Origin of the sequence: Citrobacter europaeus, from assembly GCA_020099315.1 — a bacterium.
Classification (GTDB): domain Bacteria; phylum Pseudomonadota; class Gammaproteobacteria; order Enterobacterales; family Enterobacteriaceae; genus Citrobacter; species Citrobacter europaeus.
Window position 1 is genome coordinate 4,632,997 of sequence record CP083650.1, and the last position, 20,230, is coordinate 4,653,226.

Annotated in this window: 18 protein-coding genes; 9 read left to right on the forward strand and 9 right to left on the reverse strand. The window is 53.9% G+C overall.

Annotated features, from left to right (window positions below):
* Positions 1 to 8: 8 nt before the first annotated feature.
* The 6 genes from aroK to LA337_21800 form a co-directional block, all read right to left on the reverse strand.
* Positions 9 to 530: a shikimate kinase AroK gene (aroK, locus tag LA337_21775; protein UBI15749.1), complete on the reverse strand. Its 522-nt coding sequence runs from the start codon at positions 528 to 530 to the stop codon at positions 9 to 11.
* A 404-nt stretch (positions 531 to 934) separates the two neighbouring features.
* Entirely contained in the window at positions 935 to 2,182 is a 1,248-nt protein-coding gene (hofQ, locus tag LA337_21780) for a DNA uptake porin HofQ (protein UBI15750.1), read from the reverse strand.
* Positions 2,085 to 2,498, reverse strand: coding sequence for a DUF2531 family protein (locus tag LA337_21785; protein UBI15751.1), 414 nt, complete (start codon positions 2,496 to 2,498; stop codon positions 2,085 to 2,087). Before LA337_21785 ends, hofQ begins: the two co-directional genes overlap by 98 nt.
* On the reverse strand, positions 2,488 to 2,943 hold the full coding sequence (locus LA337_21790; protein ID UBI15752.1) for a hypothetical protein: 456 nt from the start codon (positions 2,941 to 2,943) through the stop codon (positions 2,488 to 2,490). Before LA337_21790 ends, LA337_21785 begins: the two co-directional genes overlap by 11 nt.
* Positions 2,927 to 3,466, reverse strand: coding sequence for a PilN domain-containing protein (locus LA337_21795; GenBank protein ID UBI15753.1), 540 nt, complete (start codon positions 3,464 to 3,466; stop codon positions 2,927 to 2,929). The genes LA337_21790 and LA337_21795 overlap by 17 nt, the downstream gene beginning before the upstream one ends.
* A complete protein-coding gene (locus LA337_21800; protein UBI15754.1) occupies positions 3,466 to 4,245 on the reverse strand; it encodes a DNA utilization protein HofM in 780 nt (259 codons plus the stop codon). The genes LA337_21795 and LA337_21800 overlap by 1 nt, the downstream gene beginning before the upstream one ends.
* Positions 4,246 to 4,365: 120 nt before the next feature.
* Here LA337_21800 and mrcA point away from each other — a divergent pair, with 120 nt between their 5' ends.
* Entirely contained in the window at positions 4,366 to 6,918 is a 2,553-nt protein-coding gene (gene mrcA, locus LA337_21805; GenBank protein UBI15755.1) for a peptidoglycan glycosyltransferase/peptidoglycan DD-transpeptidase MrcA, read from the forward strand.
* A gap of 112 nt (positions 6,919 to 7,030) precedes the next feature.
* Here the strand turns inward: mrcA and nudE are convergent, their stop codons facing one another.
* Positions 7,031 to 7,591 (reverse strand): ADP compounds hydrolase NudE, encoded by a 561-nt coding sequence (gene nudE / locus LA337_21810; GenBank protein UBI15756.1) that lies wholly within the window; start codon positions 7,589 to 7,591, stop codon positions 7,031 to 7,033.
* Positions 7,592 to 7,913: 322 nt separating this feature from the next.
* Here nudE and igaA point away from each other — a divergent pair, with 322 nt between their 5' ends.
* The 5 genes from igaA (at position 7,914) to pckA (ending at position 14,295) form a co-directional block, all read left to right on the forward strand.
* Entirely contained in the window at positions 7,914 to 10,049 is a 2,136-nt protein-coding gene (igaA, locus tag LA337_21815; GenBank protein UBI15757.1) for an intracellular growth attenuator protein IgaA, read from the forward strand.
* A 62-nt stretch (positions 10,050 to 10,111) separates the two neighbouring features.
* Complete coding sequence (yrfG, locus tag LA337_21820) at positions 10,112 to 10,780, forward strand: GMP/IMP nucleotidase (GenBank protein ID UBI15758.1); 669 nt, start codon at positions 10,112 to 10,114, stop codon at positions 10,778 to 10,780.
* A 10-nt stretch (positions 10,781 to 10,790) separates the two neighbouring features.
* Positions 10,791 to 11,192: a ribosome-associated heat shock protein Hsp15 gene (gene hslR, locus LA337_21825; GenBank protein ID UBI15759.1), complete on the forward strand. Its 402-nt coding sequence runs from the start codon at positions 10,791 to 10,793 to the stop codon at positions 11,190 to 11,192.
* 24 nt (positions 11,193 to 11,216) lie between these two features.
* On the forward strand, positions 11,217 to 12,095 hold the full coding sequence (gene hslO / locus LA337_21830) for an Hsp33 family molecular chaperone HslO (protein ID UBI15760.1): 879 nt from the start codon (positions 11,217 to 11,219) through the stop codon (positions 12,093 to 12,095).
* A gap of 577 nt (positions 12,096 to 12,672) precedes the next feature.
* Positions 12,673 to 14,295: a phosphoenolpyruvate carboxykinase (ATP) gene (gene pckA, locus LA337_21835; GenBank protein ID UBI15761.1), complete on the forward strand. Its 1,623-nt coding sequence runs from the start codon at positions 12,673 to 12,675 to the stop codon at positions 14,293 to 14,295.
* A 74-nt stretch (positions 14,296 to 14,369) separates the two neighbouring features.
* On the opposite strand, the gene envZ is transcribed toward pckA, so the two are convergent.
* Complete coding sequence (gene envZ, locus LA337_21840) at positions 14,370 to 15,722, reverse strand: two-component system sensor histidine kinase EnvZ (GenBank protein ID UBI15762.1); 1,353 nt, start codon at positions 15,720 to 15,722, stop codon at positions 14,370 to 14,372.
* On the reverse strand, positions 15,719 to 16,438 hold the full coding sequence (ompR, locus tag LA337_21845; protein UBI15763.1) for a two-component system response regulator OmpR: 720 nt from the start codon (positions 16,436 to 16,438) through the stop codon (positions 15,719 to 15,721). Before ompR ends, envZ begins: the two co-directional genes overlap by 4 nt.
* A gap of 225 nt (positions 16,439 to 16,663) precedes the next feature.
* Here ompR and greB point away from each other — a divergent pair, with 225 nt between their 5' ends.
* The 3 genes from greB (at position 16,664) to feoA (ending at position 20,229) form a co-directional block, all read left to right on the forward strand.
* Entirely contained in the window at positions 16,664 to 17,137 is a 474-nt protein-coding gene (gene greB / locus LA337_21850; GenBank protein ID UBI15764.1) for a transcription elongation factor GreB, read from the forward strand.
* 98 nt (positions 17,138 to 17,235) lie between these two features.
* On the forward strand, positions 17,236 to 19,569 hold the full coding sequence (locus LA337_21855; protein UBI15765.1) for an RNA-binding transcriptional accessory protein: 2,334 nt from the start codon (positions 17,236 to 17,238) through the stop codon (positions 19,567 to 19,569).
* 432 nt (positions 19,570 to 20,001) lie between these two features.
* Positions 20,002 to 20,229: a ferrous iron transporter A gene (gene feoA / locus LA337_21860; protein ID UBI15766.1), complete on the forward strand. Its 228-nt coding sequence runs from the start codon at positions 20,002 to 20,004 to the stop codon at positions 20,227 to 20,229.
* Position 20,230: the final 1 nt, after the last annotated feature.

Genomic DNA, 20,230 nt, shown 5'->3' on the forward strand with positions numbered 1-20,230 from the left:
AGCCAGAATTAGTTGCTTTCCAACATATGAATAATCTGGTTTGCTACGACTTTTGCGCTCTGATCGTCGGTGCGAATGGTCACGTCAGCAATCTCTTCGTACAGAGGATTGCGTTCGTCAGCCAACGCTTCCAGAACTTCACGAGGCGGTGATTCTACCTGCAGCAGCGGGCGTTTCTTGTCGCGTTGAGTACGCGCAAGTTGTTTTTCAATTGTCGTTTCAAGATAGACCACGACGCCACGCGCGGAGAGACGGTTACGTGTTTCACGTGATTTTACAGAGCCACCGCCAGTTGCCAGCACAATACCCTGTTTTTCCGTCAACTCGTTGATGACTTTTTCTTCGCGATCACGGAAGCCGTCTTCACCTTCTACATCGAAGACCCAGCCCACATCAGCTCCGGTTCGTTTCTCAATCTCTTGATCAGAATCGTAAAATTCCATATTGAGTTGTTGAGCTAACTGGCGCCCAATAGTGCTTTTTCCGGCACCCATAGGCCCAACCAGAAAGATATTGCGTTTCTCTGCCATTTTTTCGGTACTACTAAGACTATTCGTTAATGATAAACCCGCTTCGCAGACACCCAGCGCAGCAGGACATGAACTGAAACCTCATAAGATATTGCGAGAGTCAGACTGAAAATTATCTCAATACTCAAGCGGGTTTGGCAACTGAATAAATCACCAAACCTTACGCATTTCTGGTCGTGGCAGGCATGCTACCCTGCAAACATCAGACCTGGCGACGTATCGCGCAGCCAAATGACACCAAATAAGCCTATGACACACCACCAGAAAGGCAAAGCGTATTTACTGCCGCATAAGTAAAGAAAAGCACCGACGCTCAAATCGGTACTCCTTGTATGCTAAATACACCCGCACGTCAAATCCCTGAAACGTGTTCAGTGCAAAAACAACGGCTTTTCATGCATAAGTTATTGCGCTGAAACCAGTCTGGGCGTAATAAAAACCACTAATTCGCGCCGTTCGTCTTCTTTACCATCATGGCGAAAGAAAGTGCCAAGCCAGGGAATGTCGCCTAACAACGGCACGCTGTCGGCTGCGGATTTATTTTTATGTGAAAAAATGCCGCCCAGCGCAATCGTCTCGCCGCTTTTTACCTCGACCTGGGTTTCAATCTCCTGCTTATCAATAGCCAGAACCTCGCCATCCGCCTGCTGCAGCACCTGCCCGGGAACATTCTGGCTGATATGCAGTTTCAGTCTGATGCGCCCTTTCTGCAATACGGTGGGCGTTACCTCCATCCCCAGTACCGCTTCCTTAAACTCGACGGATGTCGCGCCGCTTTCACCGCTGGAGACCTGATAAGGGATCTCGCTACCCTGCTTAATACTGGCAGGTTGCAGGTGAGAAGCCAGTAAGCGAGGGCTGGCAATGATATCCAGTTGCTGTTTTTGCTCCAGCGCAGACAGCTCCAGCTCAAGTAAACGGCCGTTAATACGGCCAATGTTAAATCCCACACGTGATGTGGCGGCGGATACAGAGAGATCGCTGGCAAGCGTTGTGACGTTCCCTACCGCCCCCGGTTGCTGTGCGTCAGCCAGCGACCACTTAACCCCCAGCTCACGCAAACTTTTTTCATTAATCGTGACGATATGCGCCGCCAGTTCGACCTGGGCAACCGGCAAATCCATTTGCGCCACCCATTTTTCCAGTGCATTAAGCGCAACGCTATTGTCACGCAGCAGTAAGCGGTTGGTTCGTTTATCCACCGTCATGCTTCCTTTGGCGCTAAGCAGCTTTTCTCCGGCTTTGGCCAGCTCTGTGGCATCGGCATATTGCAAAATAATGCTGCGCTGCTCCAGTGGCAAACTGGCCTGAATCCGTGCCTGTTCATTGTCCTGGCGGGCCGCATTTTCACTCTGCCATTGGACAGAATGCACATGCAGAATATTGCCCTCCTGTCGTAATACCAGCCCGGCGCTTTTCACCACCGTTTGCAATGCCTGTTTCCAGGGGACATCCGTCAAATGCAGCGACAGCACGCCGCTGACATCCGGTGAAACGACCAGGTTCTTCTGCTCCTGTTCAGCCAGCGCCTGCAATACCTGTACAACCGGTACATCATCGACCACCAGCGTCACGTTTTGTGGTTTTCCCGCCAGCGCGCTCGTTATTCCAACCGCCAGCGCGAAGAGTATCCACGCTATCCATCGCTTCATTTACCGCTCCTTGTCGTTGCCACTGCCACCGCGGCGGCTCGCAGTTTTTCCCTGTGTCGAGCGTTACGCTCAGGGCCGTTATCTGTGTAATCGTCCAACCGTTTTTCAGGAGGTCATTTCGCTCAATCCGTCGCCATTTTTTCTGGCTATCCTGAACAATGCCGATAGGTCGTGCGCCCTGGCTCACCATGCCCTGAAAACGCCATGTCGGCAGTTCAGCAATTTGGCAACGGTCCTCCGGCGGCAGAAAGGGATTACGCATACCAGTGAGCATCAGTACGCTTACGCATACCAACAGCCAACGTTCAACCGTCATTCAGGCGCTCCAGTTGTAGCGTTAGCAGCAGATCCGAACCTTCAGCGCTAAGCGAAAACCGGCTGACGTTCATCCCCTGATCCGCCAGTAGGGCAAACATCGGCGGGATGGCATCCCAGGCGGGCTTCAGCGTCATCTCTCCGCCCTGTGCAGAGGGCTGCCAGTGGAGAAGACGTGCCAGAGGAGTCTGAAACCGCAGCGGGGAAAACGGAATCAACGTCTCTTCAGGCTCTCCTGGCGATGCCGCCAACAGATATAAATTTCGCCATTGCGCCTGAATGGCCGCGCGTTGCTGGCTTAGCGCCTCTTGCTGCATAATCCGTTTCTGCCAGGGGGAGTTGAGGCATAGCAAGACGGCGATGAGCAGTCCCAACATCCAGGCGCACCAGCAGAAAACTCGAAAACGTGGCGACTGCGCTAACCAGCTATCACAGAGCGTTATCATGCGCACCGCTCCGCGTCAGTCGATAGTGGAATTGCCAGCGTCCCTGCGCATCCTGCAGCGTTTCACCAGGACTGCCCAATGTAAACAGCGGTTGCTGACGTAATTGCGCTTCCAGCGCCCTCAGCGCGGCAAAGTTCAGCGTGTTTCCCGTCAGTTCCAGCGTCTCCTGCTGCCAGGTGATTCTTGTTAGCCACGCCTGCTCCGGCAGTAATTCCGCCAGTCCTTGCAAAACCTGCTGCCAGTTTCGGGTCTGCTCACGCTGTTTGTTCCGCGCCTGAACCTGTAGCCATCGTTGCTGGCGCTGCTGCATATGCGGCTTTAGCGCCATTAAGGCCTCGGCCCGCCTCTTTTCGGCGTCTGCCAGCAGTAATTCAGCCCGGTTTTCGACGTTCATCACGCTGTAACCGCGCAATAACACGCCGATACTGAGCAGGATTGAAGCGCTAAATAAAACACACCAGAAGCGCAGGCAGGCGCGGCGTCGCGTTTGGCGCCAGGGCAGAAGGTTGATAGTCGCTATCATTAGCACGCGCCTCCCATAGCGAGTCCCAGAGCAATGGCGAAGCGATGGCCTGGCGTTGGAATTGGCGGCTGGCGTACAGACACCACGCTTAATGGATCGAAGCCGCCGGGACCGCATAGCGCAATGGCTGTCGTGGGAAGCGACAATGTCGCGGCAAGCTCGTCGACACTGTCAATATCGCCTGTTGATTTACGTCCCCATGCCGAACGGGTCGCCCATAGCCACTGGGCGTCATCACGCCATGCCAGACACTGATGATGTTCGGGCAGGTAGGGCATAAATCGCTGTAATGCGCTGGCATCCGGCGTAATCGCCGTAACGTGTACCTTCAACGTTTGGATAAGCGTCAGAAGCGCTGAAATCTCTTTGCTTTGCGCAGCCGTGACGTTAAACGCCGGGCTCAACGTGTCTTCGCTATAATCAAAATGCAGCGCATCCGGCGCCATATCCAGCTCTCGCGCCATCGAGCCGGACAACCAGGCGGTTTGCTCCGGCTCACGCAACGTCATTTCCGGACGAGGGTACTTTTTTTGTAACGTCCTGTTGGCGGGAAAGGAGAGATGAATATGGTGTCGGCGAGGAAGCTCCCGGCTCCACGGCAGTAGCGCTGCGACAAGCTGTTCAGGCTCGCGAATGTGGCCATCGACGATAACCTGGGACGTCAGCGGTATACGCCACCAGCGCTGGAGAAACCAACCGGATGCGTCGTGAACAGCGGCGACAGCCAGCGCTTCATGTTGCTGAATATGCAAACCAATTTTCCAGATATTGAAAGCCATTGCTGATGATCTCCTTATCACCCGTTGCTTTAACGGGTATATCAATGCGTCTGGCTTGCCTTTATACTACCGCGCGTTTGTTTATAAACTGCCCAAATGCCACTAAATGGGAAATCTCCAGTGAAGTTCGTAAAGTATTTATTAATCCTTGCAGTATGTTGCATCCTGCTGGGAGCAGGCTCGATTTATGGCCTCTATCGCTATATTGAGCCGCAATTACCTGACGTCGCGACGCTCAAAGATGTGCGTTTACAGATCCCGATGCAGGTTTACAGCGCTGACGGCGAGCTGATCGCGCAATATGGCGAGAAACGTCGAATTCCGGTTACGCTGGATCAAATGCCGCCGGTGATGGTTAAAGCCTTTATCGCCACAGAAGACAGTCGCTTTTATGAGCACCATGGGGTAGACCCGGTGGGGATCTTCCGTGCAGCCAGCGTCGCGTTGTTTTCCGGCCACGCATCGCAAGGGGCGAGTACCATTACCCAACAGTTGGCGAGAAACTTCTTCCTCAGCCCGGAACGTACGCTGATGCGTAAGATCAAGGAAGTGTTCCTGGCGATCCGCATTGAACAACTGCTGAGTAAAGATGAGATCCTCGAACTGTATCTGAACAAGATCTATCTGGGGTATCGCGCCTATGGCGTGGGTGCTGCCGCTCAGGTCTATTTCGGTAAGACCGTAGATCAGCTGAGCTTAAGTGAAATTGCGGTGATTGCCGGTCTGCCAAAAGCGCCGTCAACCTTCAACCCCCTCTATTCGATGGACCGGGCAACCGCGCGACGTAACGTCGTGCTGTCGCGTATGCTGAGCGAAAACTACATCACGCAGGCCCAGTACGATCAGGCACGCGGCGAGGCCATTGACGCCAACTACCACGCGCCGGAAATCGCCTTCTCCGCGCCGTATCTGTCTGAAATGGTGCGCCAGGAGATGTATAACCGTTATGGCGAGAAAGCCTATGAAGACGGGTATCGCATCACCACCACCATTACGCGCAAAGTACAGCAAGCTGCCCAGCAGGCGGTACGTAACAACGTGATGGATTACGACATGCGCCACGGCTACCGCGGCCCGTCGAATGTGCTGTGGAAAGTGGGCGAAAGCAGTTGGGACAGCAAGAAAATCACCGATACGCTGAAAGCACTGCCGACTTATGGCCCCTTGCTTCCGGCGGTTGTTACCAGCGCTAATCCGCAGGAAGCCATTGCCACGCTGGCGGATGGTACCTCCGTGTCATTACGAATGGATGGTATGCGCTGGGCGCGTCCTTACCGCTCGGATACCCAACAAGGCCCAACGCCGCGTAAAGTGACCGACGTAGTACAGACCGGCCAGCAAATCTGGGTACGCCAGGTTGGCGATGCCTGGTGGCTGGCGCAAGTGCCGGACGTCAACTCCGCACTGGTGTCCATCAATCCGCAAAACGGCGCGGTGCTGGCGCTGGTCGGTGGTTTTGACTTCAACCAGAGCAAGTTTAACCGTGCAACCCAGGCGCTACGCCAGGTGGGTTCCAACATCAAACCCTTCCTGTATACCGCTGCGATGGATAAAGGTCTGACGCTGGCGAGTATGCTCAACGACGTACCGATCTCCCGCTGGGATGCCGGTGCCGGTTCCGACTGGCAGCCGAAGAACTCACCGCCGCAGTATGCTGGTCCTATTCGCTTACGTCAGGGGCTGGGCCAGTCGAAAAACGTGGTGATGGTACGCGCCATGCGCGCCATGGGCGTGGATTACGCGGCAGAGTATCTACAACGTTTTGGTTTCCCGGCACAGAACATTGTGCACACCGAGTCGCTGGCGCTGGGTTCGGCCTCGTTCACGCCGTTGCAGGTGGCGCGCGGTTACGCGGTGATGTCTAACGGCGGTTTCCTGGTCGACCCGTATTTCATCAGTAAGATCGAAAGCGATATGGGCGGCGTTATCTTCGAAGCGAAGCCGAAAATTGCCTGTCCGGAATGCGATATTCCGGTGATTTACGGCGATACCCAGAAATCTAACGTACTGGAAAACAGTAACGTAGAAGATGTCGCCGTCTCGCAGGAACAGCAAAATGCCGCCGTGCCAATGCCGCAGCTTGAGCAGGCCAACCAGGCACTGGTCGCACAAAGTGGAACGCAGGAGTACGCCCCACACGTGATCAACACGCCGCTGGCCTTCCTGATTAAAAGCGCACTGAACACCAATATCTTTGGTGAGCCAGGCTGGATGGGAACCGGTTGGCGCGCAGGTCGTGATTTACAACGTCACGATATCGGCGGGAAAACCGGGACCACCAACAGCTCTAAAGATGCGTGGTTCTCCGGCTACGGGCCAGGGGTGGTGACGTCAGTATGGATCGGCTTTGATGACCATCGTCGCAACCTTGGCCACACGACTGCTTCCGGGGCGATCAAAGACCAAATCTCCGGCTACGAAGGCGGCGCGAAGAGTGCGCAGCCTGCATGGGATGCCTACATGAAGTCCGTGCTGGAAGGCGTGCCTGAGCAGCCGCTGACGCCGCCGCCGGGTATCGTGACGGTCAACATCGATCGCAGCACCGGTCAACTGGCAAACGGCGGCAACAGCCGCGCAGAGTACTTCATTGAAGGCACACAGCCGACGCAACAGGCGGTGCATGAGGTGGGGACCACCATTATCGATAATGGTGAGACGCACGAACTGTTCTGATCGATTGCCGGATGGCGCTTCGCTTATCCGGCCTACATTTTCGGCGTAATCATTTGATATTGCTGGATGTTGTAGGCCGGATAAGGCGTCAGCCGCCATCCGGCAACATAAACTACAATCGTCCCTGCCCTTTCAGCCATTCGCGTACGAGGAACAGCGCACTGACATTACGCGCTTCGTGAAAATCAGGATCTTCCAGCAGGTCCATCAGATGCGCCAGCGGCCAGCGTACCTGCGGTAATGGCTCAGGTTCATCACCCTCCAGCGATTCAGGATATAAGTCCTCTGCCACCACGATGTTCATCTTGCTGGAGAAATAAGATGGCGCCATGCTGAGTTTCTTTAAAAAAGTCAGATCCTTTGCGCCAAACCCCACTTCTTCTTTTAACTCCCGATTCGCCGCCTCAAACACGCTTTCGCCAGGATCGATTAATCCCTTGGAAAAACCCAGTTCGTAAGATTCGGTCCCAACCGCGTATTCGCGGATGAGGATCAGGTGGTCGTCCACAATCGGCACAATCATTACCGCTTCACGCGTGGACGGACGCATACGTTCATAAACGCGGCGCACGCCATTGCTGAACTCAAGGTCCACGCTTTCGACTTTAAACAGCCGGGATTGGGCGACGGTTTCCACTTTCAAAATCGTGGGTTTCTGTAATGATTTGCTCATTGTGAGGATCTTTGCTGTGAAATCTGGGGTTATTGTGCGATATACCGCACGGTTTCGGCAATGTGAATTGCCGTTTATTTACATTTATGTAACGTACTAAAAGTTAATCCCTATTTCAAATTAAAAGTCAATAGGTTGAAATAACTCCAGGAATTTGCTGATATTCCATTTTTGGTGATTTTGCTATGATTCGCATTTACTGGGCTGTACTTAAAGATGCTCAAGTTCGACTCCACACTTGCCGATAGCCAACCACAGAATCACGAATATTGAACAGGGTGCGACTGGCCACGCCTGACAGACTAAGTAAGATGGGGAAAGCATGAGCACCATTCTGATTTTTTTAGCTGCTTTGCTGGCCTGCTCATTGCTTGCAGGATGGCTACTCAGAACGAAATCCAGACGGAAAAATTTACCCTTGAGCAACGTCTTCTCAGACGCCTCAAAGCGTAAACTCACGCCTGAAGAGCGCAGTGCAGTTGAAAACTATCTCGAAAGCCTTAGTCAAATTCAGCAGGTGCCGAGTCCAACGGGCGCCAGCTCCGCGCCGGTATCGTTAACGCTGAATGCCCAAAGTAATAGCGTCATCGTACTGACGCACGCGATTACACGTTACGGCATTACTACCGACGATCCTAACAAATGGCGTTACTATCTCGATTCCGTTGAAGTGCATCTTCCCCCTTTCTGGGAACAATACATCAATGACGAAAACAGCGTTGAGTTAATCCACACCAATACGATACCACTGGTTATCTCTCTGAACGGCCACACGCTGCAGGAATATATGCAGGAAGCGCGTGGCTATGCGCTACAGCATACCGCCTCTACCCAGGCGTCCATTCGCGGTGAAGAAAGCGAGCAGATCGAACTGCTGAATATTCGCCAGGAAACCCATGAAGAATACGCACTCAGCCGCCCGTCGGGATTGCGCGAAGCGCTGCTGATTGCCGCATCATTCCTGCTGTTCTTTTTCTGCTTAATCATTCCGGATACGTTTGCTCCGTGGGCCGTTGGTGGCGCGGTGCTGCTACTGGCGGCAGGTCTGTGGGGACTGTTCGCCCCGCCGTCTAAAACCGCCCTGCGGGAAATTCATTGTCTGCGCGGTACGCCGCGTCGCTGGGGACTGTTTGGCGAAAACGATCAGGAGCAAATCAATAATATCTCGCTAGGCATTATTGATCTTATTTATCCCCCTCACTGGCAGCCTTACATCGCACAGGATCTTGGCCAGCAAACGGATATCGATATTTATCTCGATCGCCATGTTGTCCGCCAGGGGCGTTTTTTATCCCTGCATGATGAAGTGAAAAACTTCCCGTTACAGCACTGGCTGCGCAACGCCGTCATCGCGGGCGGCTCATTGCTGGTACTGCTGATGCTGCTGTTTTGGATCCCTCTGGATATGCCGATAAAGCTAACGCTTTCCTGGATGAAGGGCGCGCAAACTATCGAAGCCACCAGCGTAAAACAGCTCGAAAACGCGGGCGTTCGCGTGGGTGACACGCTGCACCTGAGCGGTACGGGTATGTGTAACATTCATACCCAGGGGAGCTGGAATGCGCAGCCTGCCACGCCGTTTATGCCTTTCGATTGCACGCAAATTATCTGGAATGACGCGCGCGCATTGCCGCTACCTGAGTCCGATCTGGTAAATAAAGCTACCGCGCTCACGCAGGCCGTGAACCGCCAGCTGCATCCCAAAGCTGATGATGACTCTCGCGTCAGCGCATCGTTACGCTCGGCCATCCAAAAGTCCGGCATGGTGTTACTTGACGATTTTGGCGAGATTGTCCTGAAAACGGCCGATCTGTGCGCAGCCAAAGATGAATGTGTACGTTTAAAAAATGCGCTGGTAAACCTTGGTAACAGTAAAGACTGGACCGCGCTGGTGAAACGAGCAAACGCAGGCAAACTGGATGGAGTGAACGTGCTGCTGCGTCCGGTAAGCGCGGAGTCGCTGGATAATTTGGTGAATACCTCTACGGCGCCGTTTATTTCACGCGAGACTGCGCGAGCGGCCCAGGCGCTGAATAGCCCTGCTCCCGGCGGTTTCCTGATTATCAGCGACGAAGGCAGCGATCTGGTCGATCAGCCGTGGCCGACGACCTCGTTATATGACTATCCTCCCCAGGAACAGTGGAACGCCTTTCAGCGCCTGGCGCAGATGCTGATGCAGACGCCGTTTCGCGCGGAGGGGATCGTCACCAATATTTCGACTGACGCCAATGGCACCCAGCACATTGGTCTGCACCGTATCCCGGATCGTTCAGGATTATGGCGCTACCTTGGCACGACGCTGCTGATGTTCTCCATGCTCGGATGCGCTGTCTACAACAGCATACAGGCATTCAGACGCTATCAGCGTAACCGCACCCGCATCGCGGAAATTCAGAGCTACTACGAAAGCTGCCTGAATCCAACGCTGATTGACGACCCGGAAAGCCTGATTCGATAACACGCTCGCGCGACAGGATATGCTACTCTGTCGCGCATCATGTTTTCTTCTGGGGAGTTTCCATGCATATCAATATTGCCTGGCAGGATGTCGACACCGTGTTGTTAGATATGGACGGCACGCTGCTCGACCTGGCATTCGATAACTATTTCTGGCAAAAGCTGGTGCCGGAAACCTATGGCGCGAAGCAGGGTATCTCTCCCCAGGAAGCCCAGGACTATATTCGTCAGCAGTATCATGCCGTGCAGCATACGCTAAACTGGTACTGCCTGGATTACTGGAGCGAGTGCCTGGATCTGGATATTTGCGCCATGACTACGGAACAGGGACCGCGCGCCGTTTTGCGTGAAGATACCGTACCGTTTCTTGATGCCTTAAAAGCCAGCGGCAAGCGCCGTATTTTGCTCACCAACGCGCATCCGCATAATCTGGCGGTGAAGCTTGAGCATACCGGTCTGGCCTCACACCTTGATTTATTACTTTCCACCCACACATTTGGTTATCCCAAAGAGGATCAGCGGTTATGGCACGCTGTGGCTGAAGAAACGGGAATGAGTGCAGAGAAGACGCTATTTATTGACGACAGCGAACCCATTCTCGACGCCGCTGCCCTGTATGGTATTCGTTACTGCCTCGGCGTAACCAATCCCGACTCTGGCATTGCGGAAAAACAGTACGCACGCCATCCGTCATTGAATGACTACCGCCGACTGATCCCCTCACTGATGTGAAGGAGACGCCATGAAAGAAAAGCCCTCTACTGAAGTCAGGCTGGATAAATGGCTGTGGGCGGCACGCTTTTACAAAACGCGTGCGCTAGCCCGCGAAATGGTTGAAGGCGGTAAGGTGCATTACAACGGCCAGCGCAGCAAGCCGAGCAAGATTGTCGAGCTGAACGCCACCCTCACCCTGCGCCAGGGAAATGACGAACGAACGGTCATTATCAAGGCTATTACCGAGCAGCGTCGCCCGGCCACGGAAGCCGTTACGCTGTATGAAGAAACCGCGGAAAGCGTGGAAAAACGCGAAAAAGTGGCGCTGGCGCGTAAACTTAACGCGTTAACCATGCCGCACCCGGACAGGCGACCGGACAAGAAAGAGCGCCGCGACCTGTTACGATTTAAACATGGCGACAGTGAGTGACTGTCACCTGCAAGAGAGATGATTATGCCGCAACATGACCAATTACATCGTTATCTGTTTGAAAACTTTGCCGTGCGCGGCGAGCTGGTGACCGTTTCGGAAACTCTGCAACAGATCCTCGAAAATCATACTTACCCGCAGCCGGTCAAAAACGTGCTGGCTGAACTGCTGGTCGCCACCAGCCTGCTCACCGCCACGCTGAAGTTTGCCGGTGATATCACCGTGCAGCTGCAGGGTGATGGTCCGCTGAGCCTGGCCGTCATTAACGGCAACAACAATCAGCAGATGCGCGGCGTGGCCCGCATGCAGGGTGATATTCCTGAAGGCGCGGATCTGAAAACGCTGGTAGGCAACGGTTACCTGGTGATCACCATTACCCCGGAAGAAGGCGAACGCTATCAGGGCGTGGTCGGTCTGGAAGGTGACACGCTGGCCGCCTGTCTGGAAGATTACTTCATGCGTTCTGAACAGCTGCCGACACGCCTGTTTATCCGTACTGGCGACGTCGATGGCAAACCTGCTGCTGGCGGAATGCTGCTGCAGGTAATGCCGGCGCAAAACGCGCAGGCAGATGATTTCGATCACCTGACCGCCCTGACCGAAACCATTAAAACCGAAGAGCTGTTGACGCTGCCGGCCAACGAAGTGTTGTGGCGCTTGTACCACGAAGAAGAGGTCACCCTCTATGATCCGCAGGACGTTGAGTTCAAATGCACCTGTTCACGCGAACGCTGCGCTGGTGCACTGAAAACGCTGCCGGACGAAGAAGTGGACAGCATTCTGGCGGAAGAAGGCGAGATCGATATGCACTGCGATTATTGCGGTAGCCACTATCTGTTTAACGCCATGGACATTGCTGAGATCCGCAGCAATGCATCCCCGGCAGACCCGCAGGTACATTAAATCACGAGCCCGGTAGTTTGCTCTACCGGGCTAAATTCCGCTTACTCTGCGTAATACTGCATCTTTATCCGTGCGCCGTGAATGACAATATACGCCACGCTCTGAACGCTGAATCCAGTTGCTCATTCGCCCCCGTCTGCCGCAGACCAATAGATCTCATGCTCCAGTAAGTGATTCGTGAACGTTCAACACTATGCATGTCGTCATCCAGCATCACGAGAAAGCCTCATAATCGCATCAACTTCACAATTTTGAGCATTGATGGACCGAATTCAGACCACCGCCACGGGAAGTGAATCGATATTGTTTATGTATGAGTTACGTTATTTTCTTACGTGAATGCGATTACACTCACAAGATTCCCGCCAAAAACACTCTCTATTAACGTTTTAAGAACATTTTCCACAACAAAAAAGGGTTTCCTGCCATAATATCCGCCTCTTTGTGACAGGAGTCGCAGCGCATTCGGTTACCCGTGATTTTCCCGGATGCGTAAATCTATGAGCCTTGTCGCGGTTAGCAATCCCTAAAAAACCTTACTATTCCAGGTAATACATATTGGCTAAGGAGCAGTGAAATGCGTGTGAACACCAGTTTAACCCCGCAAGATCTCAAGGCTTATGGTATCAATGACGTTCAGGATATCGTTTACAATCCAGACTACGACACACTTTTCCAGGAGGAACTTGATCCTTCCCTGCAAGGTTATGAGCGTGGCGTGTTAACGAACCTGGGCGCCGTTGCAGTTGATACCGGTATCTTTACCGGACGTTCGCCAAAGGATAAGTACATTGTCCGTGACGACACCACGCGCGACACGCTCTGGTGGTCAGACAAAGGTAAAGGTAAGAACGACAACAAACCGCTCTCCCAGGAAACCTGGCAGCATCTGAAAGGATTAGTCACCCAGCAGCTTTCAGGCAAGCGTCTGTTTATCATTGATGCTTTCTGCGGCGCTAACGCCGATACCCGCCTTTCCGTACGCTTCATTACCGAAGTTGCCTGGCAGGCGCATTTTGTCAAAAACATGTTCATCCGCCCAAGCGAGGAAGAGCTGGTTGATTTCAAACCTGATTTCATCGTGATGAACGGCGCTAAATGTACCAACCCACAGTGGAAAGAGCAGGGTCTGAACTCCGAAAACTTCGTAGCTTTCAACCTGACTGAGCGTATCCAACTGATTGGCGGAACCTGGTACGGCGGCGAAATGAAGAAAGGTATGTTCTCCGTAATGAACTACCTGCTGCCGCTGAAGGGCATTGCCTCCATGCACTGCTCGGCAAACGTCGGGGAAAAAGGTGATGTGGCGGTCTTCTTTGGCCTGTCCGGCACCGGTAAAACCACGCTGTCCACTGACCCGAAACGCCGCCTGATTGGCGATGACGAACACGGCTGGGATGACGACGGCGTGTTTAACTTCGAGGGTGGTTGCTACGCGAAGACCATCAAACTGTCTAAAGACGCCGAGCCGGAAATCTACAACGCGATCCGTCGTGATGCGCTGCTGGAAAACGTCACCGTGCGCGAAGATGGTTCCATCGATTTCGATGACGGTTCCAAAACTGAAAACACCCGTGTGTCCTACCCGATTTATCACATCGAAAACATCGTTAAGCCGGTGTCGAAAGCGGGCCACGCGACCAAAGTTATCTTCCTGACCGCCGACGCGTTTGGCGTGCTGCCGCCGGTTTCTCGCCTGACGGCAGACCAAACCCAGTACCACTTCCTGTCTGGCTTCACCGCCAAACTGGCCGGTACCGAACGTGGCGTCACCGAACCAACCCCAACCTTCTCTGCCTGCTTCGGCGCAGCATTCCTGTCGCTGCACCCAACGCAGTACGCAGAAGTGCTGGTGAAACGCATGCAGGCGGCAGGTGCGCAGGCATATCTGGTTAACACTGGCTGGAACGGTACCGGCAAGCGTATCTCTATCAAAGATACCCGCGCGATCATCGACGCCATCCTGAACGGTTCGCTGGATGACGCGGAAACGTTCCGTCTGCCGATGTTTGACCTCGCTATCCCTACCGAGCTGCCGGGCGTAGACACTCGCATTCTCGATCCGCGTAATACCTACGCGTCTCCGGAGCAGTGGCAGGAAAAAGCCAATGCACTGGCGAAACTGTTTATCGAGAACTTCGAGAAATACACCGACACCCCTGCGGGTGAAGCGCTGGTTAGCGCCGGACCGAAGCTGTAACGAAAAGTGCCGGATGGCGGTTTCGCCTTATCCGGCCTACAGCAACAAAAAGGGAGGCATTTCGCCTCCCTTTGTTATGCGTCTTTCGTGTTGCCCGGCGCGCGAGTGAAGGGCACCGGAAGCCAGGCGCGAATCGACAACCCTCCTCGCTCGCTGGTACCAATTTCCAGCATACCGTTATGGTTATCGATAATACGCTGCACAATCGCCAGACCCAGCCCTGTGCCGCTGGTACTACGCGCGCTGTCGCCGCGGACAAACGGCTGGAACAGATGCTTACGCTGCTCAGGCTTGATGCCCGGACCATCATCCTCTACCTGGAACCAGGCGCGATGCGTCTCCGTACCGCTGCTGACTTTAATCCAGCCGTTGCCGTAGCGGGCGGCGTTAACCACCATATTGGCAACCGCACGCTTGATCGACAGCGGGTGCATCTTCACCTGAATGCTGCCAGGCAGCAGCGCAGTTTCGATTTCACGTTCATAGCCGCTTTCCGCCGCGACCACTTCGCCTAACACCGAATTCAGATCCGCCATCTCCATCGGCATCTCCTGACCGGTACGCAGGTAGTCGATGAACTGCTCGATAATGGCGTTACACTCTTCGATGTCCTTATTGATGGATTCCGCGAGATAACCGTCCTCTTCGCCCATCATTTCGGTCGCCAGACGAATACGCGTCAGCGGAGTACGTAAATCGTGGCTCACACCCGCCATTAACAGCGTACGGTCATCGGCCAGTTGCTTCACACCTGCGGCCATATGGTTAAAGGCTCGGGTTACGGAGCGCACCTCTGAAGCGCCATACTCACGCAACGGCGGCGGAATGATGCCTTTCCCCACCTGCAGCGCCGCATGCTCCAGATCCACCAACGGTCGGTTCTGGATACGAATAAACAGCCATGCCCCACCGATAGCCAGCAGCATAATCGCCAGCGTATAGCGGAACAGCGGTGAGAAATCGCCCTGGTGGATTTCGGTCAGCGGTACGCGTACCCAGATATTGGGCGACAGCCAGGTTTTCAGCCAGACGACCGGCGAGCTTTTGTTCACCTCAACGCGGACTTCCGTTGGGCCACCCAGTTGCTGCGCCATCTGATGACTTAAGAATTCATAGTGTTGCGCCCAACGCAGTCCGGCCTCTTCAGCGGCCTCGTTGGAATAGAGGGAAATACCCAGCTCACGGTAAATTTCCCGGCGGAATGCGGGCGGCACCACCAGTTGCGTACCGTCCTCCAGCTGCAGTTTATCGGTCATCAGCATACGAACTTCGTAGGCCAGGACCTTATTAAACTGCTGGAGGCTCGGCAGAATCGCGAAGTTCAGCACTACCAGGTAAGTCGTCACCAGGCTGGCAAACAGCAAGGTGACGATGAGCAATAACGTGCGGGCAAACGAACTTCGTGGCGAGAAGCGCATTCGCCTCATGCTTTAGAACCGTCCGGAACAAAGACGTAGCCCAGACCCCATACGGTCTGAATGTAGCGCGGATGCGCCGGATCTTCTTCCACCATACGACGCAGACGGGAGATTTGGACGTCGATAGAACGCTCCATCGCCGAGTATTCACGGCCACGGGCCAGGTTCATCAGCTTGTCGCGGGACAACGGTTCACGCGGGTGACTTACCAGCGCTTTCAGTACCGCGAATTCCCCGCTGGTGAGCGGCATTGGCTCATCTTCGCGGAACATTTCACGCGTACCGAGGTTCAGTTTGAACTTACCAAACGCAATGACCGCTTCTTCCTGAGAAGGCGCGCCCGGCAGTTCGTTCGCCTGACGACGCAGTACAGCGCGAATACGCGCCAGCAGTTCACGCGGGTTAAACGGTTTCGGGATGTAATCGTCAGCGCCGATTTCCAGCCCTACGATACGGTCAACTTCTTCACCCTTCGCGGTGACCATAATGATCGGCATCGGGTTGCTCTGGCTGCGCAGGCGACGGCAAATAGACAGACCATCTTCTCCCGGCAGCATTAGATCCAGCACCATCAGGTGGAAGGACTCACGGGTCAGCAGACGATCCATCTGCTCAGCGTTTGCGACGCTTCGAACCTGGAAGCCCTGCTCGGTCAGATAACGCTCCAGAAGCGCACGCAAGCGCATGTCGTCATCGACCACCAGAATCTTATAGTTCTCTTGCATTGTTATTACTCCCAAAGGTTCGCAACAATTAAGTGTATATTCTTAAGAAAGCTAACGTGAGTCACCAGCGAATTCTGGTATGAATTCCAGGCTAAATTGTTACAAAGCATATTAAACAGCAGCTTAAGTATACAATGTTTCTCGCAATACATTATTTATTCTGTTGATATGCTCACGTAATACCAATTGTGCGCATCATCACAGAGTCGAAGGTAAAACAATAAGATGAAAACGCCCCTGATAACCCGTGAAGGGTATGAAAAACTTAAACAAGAGCTGAATTATCTCTGGCGTGAAGAGCGCCCGGAAGTCACCAAAAAAGTTACCTGGGCCGCAAGTCTGGGTGACCGCAGCGAAAATGCCGACTACCAGTATAATAAAAAGCGCCTGCGTGAGATCGACCGCCGCGTCCGTTATTTGACCAAGTGCATGGAGAATCTGAAAATCGTCGATTACTCCCCCCAGCAGGAGGGCAAAGTCTTCTTTGGCGCATGGGTTGAGATCGAAAATGACGATGGCGACATCCGCAAATTCCGCATTGTCGGCTACGATGAGATATTCGGTCGTAAAGATTACATCTCTATCGACTCGCCGATGGCGCGGGCGCTGCTGAAAAAAGAGGTCGGCGATCTCGCGATAGTAAACACTCCCGGCGGTGAAGCCAGCTGGTACGTGAACGAGATTGAATACGTGAAGTGAGACCGGAACAATCCGAAGCCCCCGTAGATGACTGGCATTTTTGCCAGTCAATCCGTATAACTATCCCCTGATTTTTTATCCTATAGACGAAGCTATCCATGATGAATGATTCTTTCTGCCGCATTATCGCAGGTGAAATTCAGGCTCGTGCTGAACAGGTAGAAGCTGCCGTTCGCCTGCTTGATGAAGGGAACACCGTGCCGTTTATCGCACGTTATCGTAAGGAAATCACCGGCGGTCTGGACGATACGCAACTGCGTAATCTGGAGACCCGTCTGGGATATCTGCGTGAACTGGAAGACCGCCGTCAGGCAATCCTGAAATCTATCGGCGAGCAAGGCAAACTGACCGAGGATCTGGCGAACGCGATCAACGGCACGTTAAGTAAGACCGAACTCGAAGATCTCTATCTGCCGTACAAACCTAAGCGCCGCACCCGTGGGCAGATCGCTATTGAGGCCGGACTGGAGCCACTGGCAGACCTGCTGTGGAACGAACCATCCCACGACCCGGAAACGGAAGCCGCAAAATATCTCAATGCCGAAAACGGCGTGGCGGATACCAAAGCCGCCCTCGACGGCGCCCGCTACATTCTGATGGAGCGCTTCGCCGAAGACGCCGCGCTGCTGGCGAAAGTCCGTGATTATCTGTGGAAAAACGCCCACCTGGTCGCCACCGTGGTCAGCGGTAAAGAAGAGGAAGGCGCTAAGTTCCGCGACTACTTCGATCACCACGAGCCTATCTCCACCGTGCCATCCCACCGTGCCCTGGCCATGTTCCGTGGTCGTAATGAAGGTGTGTTGCAGCTTTCACTGAACGCCGATCCGCAATTCGATGAGCCGCCAAAAGAGAGCCACGGCGAGCAGATTATCCAGGATCACCTGGGACTGCGCCTGAACAATGCACCTGCCGACAGCTGGCGTAAAGGCGTGGTTAGCTGGACGTGGCGCATCAAAGTGCTGATGCACCTTGAAACCGAGCTGATGGGTACCGTGCGCGAACGTGCGGAAGATGAAGCGATCAACGTCTTTGCCCGTAACCTGCATGACCTGCTGATGGCCGCCCCGGCCGGACTGCGCGCCACCATGGGGCTCGATCCTGGTCTGCGTACCGGTGTAAAAGTGGCGGTAGTTGACGGTACCGGCAAGCTGGTCGCGACCGATACCATTTATCCGCATACCGGCCAGGCCGCCAAAGCCGCCGTTGCCGTTGCGGCGTTATGCGAAAAATATAACGTTGAGCTGGTGGCGATTGGTAACGGTACGGCGTCGCGCGAAACCGAGCGTTTCTTCCTCGACGTACAGAAGCAATTCCCGCAAGTGACGGCACAGAAAGTGATCGTCAGTGAAGCTGGGGCATCGGTTTACTCTGCTTCCGAGCTGGCGGCGTTGGAGTTCCCGGACCTCGACGTTTCGCTACGCGGTGCGGTGTCTATCGCCCGTCGTCTGCAGGATCCGCTGGCTGAGCTGGTGAAAATCGATCCGAAATCTATCGGTGTGGGCCAGTATCAGCACGACGTTAGCCAGACGCAGCTGGCGCGTAAGCTGGATGCGGTAGTGGAAGACTGTGTGAACGCCGTCGGCGTCGATCTGAATACCGCCTCCGTACCACTGCTGACCCGCGTTGCCGGCCTGACGCGCATGATGGCGCAAAACATCGTCGCCTGGCGCGATGAGAACGGTCAGTTCCAGAACCGTCAGCAACTGCTAAAAGTCAGCCGTCTGGGGCCTAAAGCCTTTGAACAGTGCGCGGGCTTCCTGCGTATCAACCACGGCGATAACCCGCTGGATGCCTCTACCGTTCACCCGGAAGCTTATCCGATTGTGGAACGCATTCTGGCCGCCACCGAGCAATCGCTGCGCGATCTGATGGGCAACAGCAGCGAACTGCGCAATCTGAAAGCCGCCGATTTTACCGACGAACGCTTCGGGGTGCCGACCGTCACCGACATCATCAAAGAGCTGGAAAAACCGGGCCGTGACCCACGTCCTGAATTTAAAACCGCGCAGTTTGCTGATGGCGTCGAAACCATGAACGATCTGCTGCCGGGAATGATTCTGGAAGGGGCTGTCACCAACGTCACCAATTTCGGCGCGTTTGTTGATATTGGCGTGCATCAGGATGGTCTGGTGCATATCTCTTCGCTGTCGAATAAGTTCGTCGAAGATCCACACACCGTGGTGAAAGCGGGCGACATTGTGAAGGTGAAAGTGCTGGAAGTGGACCTGCAGCGTAAGCGTATCGCGCTGACCATGCGTCTGGACGAGCAGCCGGGTGAAACCAATGCGCGTCGCGGCGGCGGGAATAACGATCGCACTCAGAGCAATCGCCCGGCGCCGAAAGCCGCGAAACCGCGTGGTCGTGACGCCCAGCCTGCGGGCAACAGCGCCATGATGGATGCGCTGGCGGCGGCAATGGGTAAAAAGCGCTAAGTTTAAACCGTGTGCCGGATGGTGGAGTAAACACCCTCTCCGGCCTGGTTGTCGCCATTAATTTGTAGGCCGGATAAGACACATGAGCGTCGCCATCCGGCATATTTAATCTATTTCCCGCTTTGCTCCACAATATATTTATCACTTCATTAACAGATGAAACCTTAATTAAACATTAAGAGCCTCACTAATTACTTCCGTGAATCCTTCATGCCCAACCAGAATAAATATTGAGGAATATCAAAATTGGCTCAAATTATTATCCAATTGTACATTCCGTCACATTTATTCTATTGATGATAGAAACCATTCTCATTATCATTGATTTGTTGATTATTTACTCTTTCCTTACGTTGGCTAATCATCTGGTCTCATGCCGCCCTTTCGCCCCATGAGTTAATCATCCAGTTAGCGAGATATAAGTAGGTCCCTATGCAATTCACTCCTGACAGTGCGTGGAAAATTACCGGTTTTGCCCGTGAAATCAGCCCAGCTTATCGTCAGAAACTGTTGTCACTTGGCATGCTACCCGGCTCATCCTTCAACGTGGTACGCGTCGCCCCGCTCGGCGATCCTATCCATATCGAAACGCGTCGCGTAAGTCTGGTATTGCGTAAAAAGGATTTGGCGTTATTAGAAGTGGAAGCGGTTTCCTGTTAAT